The organism is Paenibacillus sp. BIHB 4019 (assembly GCF_002741035.1).
Classification (GTDB): domain Bacteria; phylum Bacillota; class Bacilli; order Paenibacillales; family Paenibacillaceae; genus Pristimantibacillus.
Genome location: NZ_CP016808.1, coordinates 1,077,569 through 1,089,416 on the forward strand (window position 1 = coordinate 1,077,569; position 11,848 = coordinate 1,089,416).

Annotated in this window: 9 protein-coding genes; 3 read left to right on the forward strand and 6 right to left on the reverse strand. The window is 49.2% G+C overall.

From position 1 onward, the window contains the following. The first annotated feature begins 86 nt into the window (after window positions 1-86). Both trxB and BBD42_RS04625 read left to right on the forward strand, forming a co-directional pair. Entirely contained in the window at window positions 87-1,031 is a 945-nt protein-coding gene (trxB, locus tag BBD42_RS04620; RefSeq protein ID WP_099517194.1) for a thioredoxin-disulfide reductase, read from the forward strand. A 206-nt stretch (window positions 1,032-1,237) separates the two neighbouring features. Continuing rightward, the gene (locus BBD42_RS04625) at window positions 1,238-3,226 is read left to right on the forward strand and encodes a glycoside hydrolase family 13 protein (RefSeq protein WP_099517195.1); all 1,989 of its coding nucleotides are present in this window, start codon (window positions 1,238-1,240) and stop codon (window positions 3,224-3,226) included. 147 nt (window positions 3,227-3,373) lie between these two features. On the opposite strand, the gene BBD42_RS04630 is transcribed toward BBD42_RS04625, so the two are convergent. The 4 genes from BBD42_RS04630 to BBD42_RS04645 all read right to left on the reverse strand — a co-directional run bounded on the left by BBD42_RS04630 (window position 3,374) and on the right by BBD42_RS04645 (window position 8,596). Continuing rightward, window positions 3,374-5,056 carry an alpha-amylase family glycosyl hydrolase gene (locus BBD42_RS04630; protein WP_099517196.1) on the reverse strand — a complete coding sequence of 561 codons (1,683 nt, stop codon included), beginning with the start codon at window positions 5,054-5,056 and terminating at the stop codon, window positions 3,374-3,376. Between the two features lie 4 nt (window positions 5,057-5,060). After that, window positions 5,061-5,897: a sugar ABC transporter permease gene (locus BBD42_RS04635; protein WP_099517197.1), complete on the reverse strand. Its 837-nt coding sequence runs from the start codon at window positions 5,895-5,897 to the stop codon at window positions 5,061-5,063. Then, the gene (locus BBD42_RS04640; protein WP_099517198.1) at window positions 5,894-7,207 is read right to left on the reverse strand and encodes a sugar ABC transporter permease; all 1,314 of its coding nucleotides are present in this window, start codon (window positions 7,205-7,207) and stop codon (window positions 5,894-5,896) included. The genes BBD42_RS04635 and BBD42_RS04640 overlap by 4 nt, the downstream gene beginning before the upstream one ends. 78 nt (window positions 7,208-7,285) lie before the next feature. Continuing rightward, window positions 7,286-8,596 carry a sugar ABC transporter substrate-binding protein gene (locus BBD42_RS04645; RefSeq protein ID WP_348272591.1) on the reverse strand — a complete coding sequence of 437 codons (1,311 nt, stop codon included), beginning with the start codon at window positions 8,594-8,596 and terminating at the stop codon, window positions 7,286-7,288. 419 nt (window positions 8,597-9,015) lie between these two features. Here BBD42_RS04645 and BBD42_RS04650 point away from each other — a divergent pair, with 419 nt between their 5' ends. Continuing rightward, on the forward strand, window positions 9,016-10,047 hold the full coding sequence (locus BBD42_RS04650; RefSeq protein WP_099517199.1) for a LacI family DNA-binding transcriptional regulator: 1,032 nt from the start codon (window positions 9,016-9,018) through the stop codon (window positions 10,045-10,047). Between the two features lie 657 nt (window positions 10,048-10,704). Here the strand turns inward: BBD42_RS04650 and BBD42_RS04655 are convergent. Both BBD42_RS04655 and BBD42_RS04660 read right to left on the reverse strand, forming a co-directional pair. Then, window positions 10,705-11,253, reverse strand: coding sequence for a substrate-binding domain-containing protein (locus BBD42_RS04655; protein ID WP_099517200.1), 549 nt, complete (start codon window positions 11,251-11,253; stop codon window positions 10,705-10,707). An 8-nt stretch (window positions 11,254-11,261) separates the two neighbouring features. Then, window positions 11,262-11,825, reverse strand: a complete 564-nt coding sequence (locus BBD42_RS04660; protein ID WP_099517201.1) for a hypothetical protein — start codon at window positions 11,823-11,825, stop codon at window positions 11,262-11,264. Window positions 11,826-11,848 lie beyond the last annotated feature (23 nt).

Consider the following 11,848-nt stretch of genomic DNA (forward strand, 5'->3'; position numbering starts at 1 on the left):
ATGAACATGTTTGACAGTACCCGTTAATTGTAATAATTTTAAACTAGAATTTATGATCAGAAGCTATCGAATGGAGGCAATCATTTATGCATAAAACAATTATTATCGGTACTGGACCTGCGGGATTAACCGCTGCTATTTATTTGGCTCGCGCCAACATGGAGCCGCTCGTTATTGAAGGCTGGCAGCCAGGCGGCCAACTGACGACAACGACCGAAATCGAAAACTTTCCCGGCTTCCCTGACGGCATTCTCGGCAGCGAGCTGATGTCCAATATGCGCAAGCAAGCGCAGCGCTTCGGCGCTACATTCCGCACTGGCTCTGTAAAAAGCGTTGATTTCAGCAAACGCCCTTATACGCTTGATGTTGAAGGAATCGGCGAGCTGCAAGCGGAATCGGTCATTATTTCAACCGGCGCTTCGGCGAAATATCTCGGCATTCCCGGGGAGCAGGAGAACATTGGACGCGGCGTCAGCACTTGCGCAACCTGCGATGGTTTCTTTTTCCGCGGCAAAAAAATTCTCGTTGTCGGCGGCGGCGACTCCGCCATGGAGGAATCAGTGTTCCTGACTCGCTTCGCGTCGGAAGTAACGGTCGTTAACCGCCGCTCCGAGCTGCGCGCTTCGAAGATCATGCAGGACCGCGCTCGCGACAACGACAAAATCTCCTGGAGCCTCGATCGCACCCCGCTTGAGGTGGCAGCCGGAGATGCCGGGCTTCAAGGCCTGAAAGTCCGCAACAATGAAACAGGCGAAGAAGAGCTGATCGAGGCAGACGGCGTGTTCATTACGATCGGGCATACGCCGAACACAGGCTTCCTTGGCGGTCAAATCGACACCGATGAGCAAGGCTACATCATTGTGAAGCCCGGAACTTCCGAGACGAACATCCCTGGCGTCTTCGCCTGTGGCGATGTACAGGATCGCCAGTATCGCCAAGCGATTACTGCTGCCGGCAGCGGCTGTATGGCTGCGCTCGACGCCGAGCGTTTCCTGGAAGCCCAGGTTCATGCCGCTTCGGTCCATGCTTAAGCTCATTTTCCCAAAACAAATGATGGCATGATTTCCCTTTTAGATGTATAATCAAAGCTGAAGATAAAGGCAATGCTACCCAACACATTACGATCGAATACAGATCGATTATGGAGAAGGTACAACCTCGCTGAGAAGGTGCGGGTTGTACCTTTTTTGCGTTCTTCTTGCTCGTTTAAGCCATTAAACTTGAGGAGAGTGGAATGATGTTATTGGAAGCTATTTATCATCGGCCAAAGCAAAACTGGGCGTATGCCTACGACGGAAAAACGCTGCATATCCGCCTGCGCACCAAAAAAGGCGATATGGACCAAGTCCACGCCATCGTTGGCGACAAATATGCCTGGAAGGAAACCCAGGAGCTGATTGAGATGTCGCTGCTATCGTCCGACGCCTTGTTTGACTATTGGGAAGCTGCGGTAATACCGCCTTTTCGCAGGCTGCGATACGCCTTCCAGCTGACTAGCGGCTTGGAGCAGCTCATTTTGACAGAGACGGGCTTTCATGGGGCGATGCCGGAAAACTCGAACAGCTTTTTTGACTATCCGTATATGAACCCTATTGATGTATTTGCCCCTCCTGCATGGGTGAAGGATGCTGTATTTTATCAAATTTTTCCAGAGCGGTTCGCAAACGGCGATGCTGCTTTGAATCCTAAAGCGACTGAGGCTTGGGGCGGCGATCCGACTCCACGCAATTTTTTCGGAGGCGATCTTCAGGGGGTTATTGACCATCTGGATTACCTCTACGAGCTTGGAATAAACGCTATTTATTTCAATCCTTTATTTGAAGCTACGACTAACCATAAATACGACACCGAGGATTATATGAAGGTAGATGCGCATTTCGGCACGAATGAGAAGCTCAAGGAGCTGGTGGACGCCTGCCATCAACGGGGCATACGCGTGCTGCTGGATGCGGTATTCAATCATTCTGGACGAACGTTTCCGCCTTTCGTTGATGCGCTTGAGCGCGGTGCGGCATCTCCTTATGCCGATTGGTTTCATGTGCGGGAATGGCCTTTGCGTGTAGTAGACCGCATACCCACCTACGAGACGTTCGCCTTCGAGCCGCTGATGCCAAAGCTCAATACCGAGCATCCCGATGTGAAGGAATACCTGTTTAAGGCCGCCCGCTACTGGATTGAAGAAATCGGAATCGACGGCTGGCGGCTCGATGTCGCCAATGAGGTGGATCACCAGTTTTGGCGCGAGTTCCGAGCCGTTGTGAAAAAAGCGAATCCCGAAGCCTACATCCTCGGTGAAATTTGGCATGACTCGATGATGTGGCTGCAGGGCGATCAATTCGACGCCGTCATGAATTACCCGTTCACGAATGCTGTACTCGACTTTTTCGCTTATCAGACAATGGATCCTTCCTCCTTCGCTAATGCGCTTGGCGCCCAGCTCGCCGCTTATCCGCAGCAGGTAACCGAGACGGCTTTCAACTTGCTAGGCAGCCATGATACGCCAAGGCTATTGACGGTTTGCGGAGATGAGCTTGGCGCGATGAAGCTGGCCACCCTGTTCAAGCTGACCTATCCCGGCGTCCCGTGCATTTATTATGGCGATGAAATCGGCTTAAGTGGCGGCGGCGATCCCGAATGCCGCAAATGCATGGTGTGGGAATCAGAGGGACAGAATGCTGCGCTGCTGGATTTCTTTAAGCAAGCGATCGCTCTGCGGCTCAGCTATGCCGCTCTTCGCGGTGCGCACATTCGCTTCATCCATGCCGATGAAACCGGGCGCATCATCGTTTATGAGCGCCGTTCAGGCGACGAGCGAATCGTTATCGCGATGAATGCCGGAGCCGAACCGGCAGAGGTCAGCATTCGCTTAGACGTTAAAGCGGTTGAGGAAGCTTCGCGGGAGGTCGCCGCAAGTGCAGACGAAAGCAGCGTGGACCTGAAGGCGGACAGCATGAGGAGCAATAAGGCCAGCAGCACGTTACAAAACACATCAGTGAACGGAATAATGAGCAGAATTGGCGATTTGCCTTCAGCAGAAGCCTCAGCAGAAGCAGCAACAGTAACAGTAACAGCAAAAGAAGCAGCCGCCCAAGCGCTAAGCGGGCGTTATGAGTGGTTGTCTCTGCTTCAGCATGCCGAACAAACCCGATATGCAGAGTCTGGCAGCATCACACTGCAGCTGCCAGCCTATGGCTATGAGGTGCTGCTGCAACAAAAGCTGCAATAGCAGCGGGCGCAAGCTTTATTTTTAACCTTAAAAAGGAGAAAGACAGGCAGCAAGCTCGCCTGTCTTTCTCCTTTTTCACCGTTTCGTTTCAAGCGCGGTTACGTTTGAAGCAAGGCTGCATTTAAACTCAGCCCCACTCCAGTCGCCTCATTTTACAATAATCACACTGTATGGCGGCAAGCTTATGACCCCTTCTTGAATCTCCACCCCTATATGGCTCGCACGTATCACCTTATCGAACAAGCCGAACGGCTCCTGCTCATGCAGCTCGGCAATCTGCTGCTCATTGGACAAGTTAATAAGCACGAGCACCCGTTCCTTGGCAGCTGCCCTTATATACGAGCTAACCTGCCTCAATGGCGGATCAAGGCGATATTCCTCGATGCCGCCGTCCCGCAGAGCCGGAAGCTCATCCCTCCACCCAATCAGCATTTGATAATGCGCCAGCAGCGATTGTTCTTCGTTGAGCTGCGCTTCCACTGATATCGCATTCGGGTCGGCATTTGAGCTGGAGCGTTCCCATGTCGTTTGCCCTTCACCACCACTTAATGAGGAGTACCAAAGCATCGGCTCGCGAATATGCTCATCTGGCTTCATGCCCTTCATTCCGATTTCTTCCCCATAATAAATAAAGGGATTGCCGGGCAGTGTCAGCAGTAAAGAGGCAGCCGTTTTGGCATGCGCTGCATTTCCGTTCAACACCGACATCACACGATTTTGATCATGATTGCTCAGAAAAGGAGCATCGGTAAACGCCCCTTCAGAGGCAGCTCCATACAGCTTATAGGCCCGATTCAGAGAATAAGCAGCATCCGGGTCGCTCTCTGAACTCGCTGCGCGCAGCAAGCTGCCCGCCAAATCAAAGTTAAAAGCCGAATCAAATGCCCGATCCAAATAGGGCGCAACAATCGTCACTGAATCCCATACCTCGCCAATAAGAAAGACGCCCGGGTTCACCTTCGCAAGTCCGCTGCGAAACTGCTGCCACCAGCGCTGGTTGTTATTTTTCACAGCATCAAGGTTTAGCGTCGAAGCAAAATCGCCATATATATGTTTGGCTGCGTCAAGCCGAAAGCCATCAAGGCCCTGCTCCAGCCAAAACTGCCCCATCTGGATCATCTCGCCCCTTACGGCAGGCTCGTCAAAATTCAAATCCGGCATCCCTTCCCAAAAAACGCCTAAATAACGGCTGCTCCCGGCAGCGTGCCAAGGATTGCTTCCAACGGCCCCGTCCAACTGCACCCGCTCATCCTGTTCAGCAAAATGATACCAGCTGCGATAAGGGCTTGCAGCATCTGCCGCTGCTTCCTTAAACCACGGATGCTCCGTGCTTGTATGGTTTACGACCAAATCCATAATGACCTTAATATCTCGCTCATGTGCCTCTTTCAGAAGCTTGTGCAAATCCTCCATCGTCCCATAATCGGGATTTATCGCATAATAGTCTGTCACATCATAGCCATGATAGCTTGGCGAGGGTTGAATCGGCATAAGCCAAATGCCCCCTATGCCAAGCTGCTTCAAATAATCCAGCTTTGCGGTTACACCGTTCAGATCGCCAATGCCGTCGCCATTCGTATCATAGAACGACCGCACGAATATTTCATAATACACAGTGGAGGGTTGTTCATCCACATCATAGCTGCCTACTTCTGAGCTGGGCGTGGGGCTGGAGCTAGGGCTGTCACTAGAACTAGAACTAGAACTAGAACTGGAGCCAGAGTCGTTGCTGCATGCAGCAACGAGCAACAGCAATGGCAACAGAATAAGAGCAGCTAGACATGCCTCTTTAACGCTGGCGCACTTTCCTTCATCCGCTCTAATCCCCATCGCCTTACCCCTTCGAAGCGCCAGAGGTGAGTCCCTGTACGAGAAACCGCTGGAGAAAGATGAAGAGCAGCGTAATCGGTATTGCAACCAGCACGGAGCCAGCAGCGAACATCGTGAAATTGCTATTTTGCAGCGAATTGACCAAATCCCACATTCCCACGGCCACTGTCCAGTTTTCCTTCGTACGCAGCACCAGCCTTGCGAAAATAAAGTCGCCCCATACGCCAGTAAACGAGGTCAGCGCCACGTAGGTCAGCATTGGCTTTGACAATGGGAGCATGATTTTCGCAAATACTTGCAAATGCGATGCTCCGTCGATTCTCGCCGCTTCATCCAAGCTGCGGGGAATCGTATCAAAGAAGCCCTTAACAATAAATCCTCCTAACGCGGCCCCCGCTGAATAGACGAGAATAAGCGCCATATGCGTATCAAGCAAATTTAATTGCAGCAATATAATGTAGATCGCAATGAGGCTCATAAAGCTAGGAAACATGCCGAGCACCAGCATGACCGTCAATGCTGTCTTGCGTCCGCGAAAGCGGAAACGCGATAAGGCGTACATGCTGAGCGTAACGAGTATGGTCGATAAAATCATCGTGACGACGGCAATTTTCAGCGTATTCAAATACCATGTGCCATATAGATAAGCCTTGCTCGTAAACAGCTCCGCATAATGGACAAGCGTAAATTGTCTGGGCCAAAAATGCTCGCTGTACAGCGAGCCCCCCGGGCGCAGCGAAGACAACACGACCCATAGCGCCGGATAGATTGCGACTGCCGAAATCAACAGCAGCAGCGCATAGCTCAAGGTCAGACGGACGTTATTTTTCCATTTTCTCATTGGATCATATCCTCCTCTTTGAACGATTTCGAGCGCCGGAAATTCCAGATCGAGAAAATAGCTACGATTAAAAAGATAATAATGCCAACGGCGGAAGCCACATTATATTTATTGTTATCGAGCGTCAGCTTATACAGCCAAGTAATCAGCAGATCGGTCGCCCCGGCAAACTGATAATCGCCCTTCGCCGGATTGCCGCCCGTCAGGAGGAAAATCACATTAAAGTTATTAATATTGCCTGCAAACTGCATAATCAAAATCGGCATCGTTGAAAACAAAATAAACGGCATCGTAATAATGCGGAATTTTTGCAGCGTCGACGCCCCATCCACATCAGCAGCCTCGTATAAATCACGCGGAATCGAGGTCAAAATGCCAAGAATAAGCACCATGCTGACAGGTATGCCAATCCACATATTGACGGTAATGACCGTTACCTTAGCCCAGAAAGGATCGGTAAGCCACGGCAGTCCGCCAAGCCCAAAATAGCCTAAATATTGATTAATCGGCCCGAATTGGCCATTAAACAAATTTTTCATTACCAATAAGGAAATGAGCTGTGGAATCGCATACGGAATAATAAAAATCGTGCGCCACAGCTTCCGAAAGCGAATGCCTTTCTGCTCGATTAACAGAGCAACGAGAATTCCGCCAAAATAAGTCGTAACCGTCGCCAGCACGGCCCAAATAATCGTCCAGACCAGCACGCCAACAAACGTGTGGCTCCATGATTTCATTTTCACAAGATCAACGAACGTCTTGAACCCAACCCAATCGACAAGCTTCGCCGGCGGAATATGATCAGGAGCAGAATAGTTTGTAAAAGCGAGCATGACCGTAAATACGATAGGCATAATCGTGAAAAAAAGGACGCCCAGCGCCGGAAGCGCCAGCATAAAATAAGGAAAATAAAAGGTCGTTGCATGTTCATACGATTGCCTGAACGTGTTTACAGCCTTCTTCTCATCCCGCAGCTTGCCATTGCGATAAGCATCTGCTATATTCCACACGTACACGCCCAGCAGAACAAATACGAGAAATAAAATAATCAACCCGTCCAATATTAAAAAAATCGAGTGGTCGCCCTTGACCATTTGCGCCACTTTGCCAACCTTTACGAATTTCTGCGTCTTCTCTCCTAATGTAACAAGGCCCCAGATCGCCCCACCGAGTCGTGGAGCAATATAGATGAAGCCCGCCACTTCTAGCAGCATAAAAAGAATGCCCTTTAACCACTGCCGGTTATAAATTTGCCCTAAACCTTGCAGCACGATCGATAATAGTACCGCAATTGTGCGATGCTGCTTCATTGCGCTCCGGCTCCCTTCAGACTAAAAATCACCCGCCGCTGCTCCTCCGGCGGGTGAAAACAAGCTGTCGCTATCGTTTTATTGGCTGGCAATAGCATCTTTAATTTGCGATACCGAGTTATCGAGAGATGCTTTCACATCCTTTCCCCCGTCCCAAATATCGGCGATGCCGGCTGTAATAGGCCCCCATACACTTGCCATTTGCGGGATAGCTGGCATTGGCGTAGAATGCGAAAATTGCTCATAGAAGGCTTTCGTAATTTCATCGTTTTGAATTTTAGGATCCTGAACAGCTTCTAAGTTTGCCGGAATCGTGCCGTTCATTTCAAAGTTGCGAAGCTGCGACTCTTTCGTAGACAGGAATCGTGCAAACAGCTTCGACGCATTCGGATATTTCGTAAAGGCGTTTACATAATAGCCTTGAACGCCTGAGAAAGAACTCATCGGCTTCCCGCCAATCGATGGCAGCGGCGCTACGCCAAGATCCATTCCGGCCGCCTTGTAATCCGCGAGTGACCATGGTCCATTAATATCCATCGCCAAGGAGCCTTCGATGAATAGTCCCTTTTTTATATCAAAAGTAATATCTCCTGTATTGAGCGGCAGCAGGCTTTCCTTCAACGAAGCAAGGAACTTTGCTCCCTCGACAGCACCGTCATTGTTTAGGCCAATGTCTTCTTTATCTGTATTATTGCTGCCGAACATATACCCCCCCGTCGTAGCAAGGAATGCATAATCATAATAAAATTGCTGAAGCTCCCACATAATCGTATATTTATTTTTTTTCGGATCATTAAACGTTTTGCTGAAAGCGATAACCTCGTCGAACGTTTTCGGAGGGGTTGAAACGAGCTTTTTATTGTAAAGCAGCGCATACGTTTCAACGGAACGGGGATAGCCATAAAGGATGTCCTCAAAAGTTACCGCACTGACGGCATTAGGGTCATTTTCGCTTGCCGTTTCTTCTCCGAACCAATCATTCGGCAGCACGAGACCCGCAGAAGCGGCGCGCCCAATCTGATCATGCGGGAATACAACGACGTCCGCTCCCAGCCCTGCCGGCCCATCCGTCGTCAGCTTCGTCACCTGATCGGGATTTTCAACCTCCTCCAGCTTGACTGGAACGCCATATTGCTCCGTAAACTCTTGCGCCAACGCTTCTACAAAATTGCGCTGGGATTTGCCTTCCCAGATGATGAGACTTGCTCCATCCTCCGGCAGCAGCTCGCCTTCTTCCTCAGTGACCGCATTATTGCCACCTGGCTCTGCAGGCGTCGAAGAAGCTTCCGGCGTAATCGCATTATTGCTGTCTTTGCCCGCATTGCCGCATGCCGCCAAAGTAAATACGAGCACACAGACGATTAATACTCCCAACCACTTTTTCATCATTAAAAATCCCCCTCCATAATGTGTTGCCTCTGTTGCACGCCTACCGATACCGATGCTTCAAACGTTCCCCTCTGTTTTGTGCAAACGTTTGTACAAAAGATCGTGCGAAAAGTATTCAAGCAGCTTGAAATCAATAAAATAGCTTGATTCTATTCGTTAATTGTGATGTAAGCGCTTGATTAATGAATTCATCATACAATATGGACAAAGGTTTGTTAAAACGTTTGCACAGCTCGAATTTCTGGAATTATCCAATTGTTTCGCTTGCTCACTGCATTTTCCTTCCATTTGCTTATAATTTCATCATTTTCCCACTTTTGTGATGCCGGCATATTTACTTTTCGATAGCGCTTGCATTAACATGTAACTGTAGTGTTCAAACGATTGCATAGTTCAAGTGACAGGAGCCCGATTAAACGATGGTAACGATAAAAGATATTGCAAAAGCGGCAGGCGTGTCTCCTTCGACGGTATCAAGGGTCGTCTCCAAGCACCCCCGCATCAGTAAAGAAACCGCAGATAAAGTAAAACGCATTATGGCGGAAATGGGCTATCATCCGAATGCGATGGCTAAAAGCCTCGTCTCCAAAACAACCAATACACTGGCTATTATGCTGCCAAGGCCTGCGGAGGAGCTGTTCCAGGACTTTTTCTTCGGGGAGCTGCTGCGGGGCATACTGACCCATTCCACCAGAGCCGGCTATGACATGCTGCTTACCACCGCCACAGGCGAGCATGATGAAATTGAAACGGTATCCCGCCTCGTCCTAGGACGCCGGGTTGATGGCGTCATTCTTTTATCCGCCCGCGTGAAAGATCCGCTTATTCAATATTTGAATGAGCAGCGATTTCCAAGCGTGCTAATTGGGCGTACAGACGATTCGAATCCGCATATTTTAACGGTCAACAACAATAATGTGCAGGCGGCTTATGATGCGGCCCAGCATTTGATTTTGCAGGGCCATGAGCGAATCGGCTTTGTCAGCGGACCGCGGAATTTGACCGTATCTTACGACCGAATGGAGGGTTATCGCCAAGCTTTAGCTAACGCTGGGCTGAAGCTGAACTCGGAATGGGTCGTGGAGGGGGAGTTTTTGCAGGAGAGCGGTTTTCGAGCGATGTCTTTTCTGATGGAAATGCCTGACCGCCCTACCGCGCTCATCGTCATTGATGATGTAGTCGCCTTCGGCGTACTGCGTGGATTAACGGAGCTTGGCTATTCCGTTCCAGACGATATCTGCATCGTAAGCTTTAATAACATCGCGCTCTCAGAGCTTGCCACGCCTCCGATCAGCTCCACCGATATCGGCACTTACCAGCTTGGCTACACCGCCTCGCAGAAGCTTGTCCGCCTCATCCAAGACGAACCGATTCACCAGTCCAGCACGATTATTCCCCATCGGTTGATCGTCCGTGAGTCCTCGATGCATGTTCCTGTTAAGAAGGACTGAATGAAGGATAAAATGCATGATGGCTAGAAGGTGGCGCTGCCTAAAGCTTTCGACAGAAACCCGCTTATTTGAGCATGCTTAAGGTTGCAACAGAAGCCAGCTTATTTGAGCTATTTGAGCATACGTAGCGAAACTTGTTTTTCCAAGTTGGTTAGTTCCATTAAATATTAAGCAGGTTTTATTTTGAATGACGTGCTGATAGCTATCTGGGCTCGGGACTTGGGCGCACACTTTTATTTTTGAAGGACAGAGATTACGCTATTATGGCTTTTTATTCGATTTCAGGCAGTACGCGGACAGGAAATCCGTTATTGCTCTAAAAACCCCATCAAAATGGTGATGGACAGCGCATTAGCGGCTCCTGAGTCCGCAGATTATTCTAAACCTGTGATTCGGTCGAAATAGGCGCTGCTGTGTCCGCCAAAATCTATCTTCCGCAGGGCATAAGCCACTACAACGAAAAATAGGATGCTGCATTTTGTTACGTAGGTCCATATGAATAAGGGGTGACATTCCTGGTTGATGCGGGAATACGTTTGACGCTAAATCCGATCTGGATCTGGATCTGGATCTGGATCAGAATCTGGATCTGGCTCGCTTACGTTTGCATACACGCCCTAGGCATGCCCTTTGCACCCTTTGCAACAAAAAAACATCCTACGGCTTAAGCGGGGTATAGCCCGTTTTCTCAATCAAATATTGGCCCTGCGGCGACAAAATCCAATCTATAAACGGCTGTACTTTAGGGTTGTCAGTGCCTGCTGTAATCGCATAAAACGGCGCCGTAAGCGGATAGGTACCGTTTCTAATGTTCGCGCGGTTCGCCTCCACCCCGTTAATTTGAAGCAAATGGATTTGCTGCTCGTGCACCATCTCGGTGGCGTAGAACAGGAATGAAAAGCCAATTGCATTTTTATAATTGCGGTAGTTTGCGGTTGCTTTAATGATCCCACCCATATCGACATTTACATCCTCTTCAATAGGCTTTATAAGCTGCTTATCCTTCATGATTTTTTGGAGCATCGTCTGGCTGCCACTGTTCTCTCGTCGCTGGAAAGGCCGAATTTTCTCCTTCTCTCCCCCAACCTGCTTCCAGTTCGTCAGTTCCCCGGCATAGATGCCTTGAATCTGCTCCAGCGTCAAGTCCTGCACCTCATTGCGGCTGTTTACGAAAAAGATAAAAGCCTCATAGCCAATCGGCGTCAGCGTAAGCTCTACACCCGCTGCTTTTGCCTGTGCCTCTGATTATACGCATCCTCCGTACCGTTCACCTGAATCTCGCTGTCTTGCTCATAGTAGGAATATTCCTTTTGCTTATATACTGCCTGAACGAATGCAGCATACATCGGATATAAGGCGGTTGAGCCATCCAGATGCGGCAGCTGGCTGCGGATTTTGAGGGATGCCGGCTCTGGCAGCGATACCGCCTTCGTTCCCTCTCGAAAAGGTTCATAATCTCTCATATTTATCGCCTGATCATCGACGATTTTCAGCTTCTCCACGTATTGTTCATAACGCCAGCCGATGACAAATGAAATTGCAATGATTAGAATCGCTGAACCTAACAATGACCAGAAAACCTTTTCTTTTAGCACATCAATATAAGCTAGAAAATAAAAGATACTTATAAGCGCAGAAGCCGTGATGACTAATGCTCCATATAATTTCGAGTCTGTTAACAGCATCACAATAGCATAAATGATCCAAGTAAAGAACATAATCGGAAAGCTAATAAGTATCGTAGCTAAAATAATCGTACTCCAATCTCTCTCTTTCAACGATTGCTTCCCCTTTTTCGCCC

What these genes read in the sequence shown, in the direction of transcription:
- trxB (WP_099517194.1), top strand. Translation starts at nt 87, where the DNA reads ATGCATAAAACAATTATTATCGGTACTGGACCTGCGGGATTAACCGCT.
- BBD42_RS04625 (WP_099517195.1), top strand. Translation starts at nt 1,238, where the DNA reads ATGTTATTGGAAGCTATTTATCATCGGCCAAAGCAAAACTGGGCGTAT.
- BBD42_RS04630 (WP_099517196.1), bottom strand. Translation starts at nt 5,056, where the DNA reads ATGGGGATTAGAGCGGATGAAGGAAAGTGCGCCAGCGTTAAAGAGGCA.
- BBD42_RS04635 (WP_099517197.1), bottom strand. Translation starts at nt 5,897, where the DNA reads ATGAGAAAATGGAAAAATAACGTCCGTCTGACCTTGAGCTATGCGCTG.
- BBD42_RS04640 (WP_099517198.1), bottom strand. Translation starts at nt 7,207, where the DNA reads ATGAAGCAGCATCGCACAATTGCGGTACTATTATCGATCGTGCTGCAA.
- BBD42_RS04645 (WP_348272591.1), bottom strand. Translation starts at nt 8,596, where the DNA reads ATGATGAAAAAGTGGTTGGGAGTATTAATCGTCTGTGTGCTCGTATTT.
- BBD42_RS04650 (WP_099517199.1), top strand. Translation starts at nt 9,016, where the DNA reads ATGGTAACGATAAAAGATATTGCAAAAGCGGCAGGCGTGTCTCCTTCG.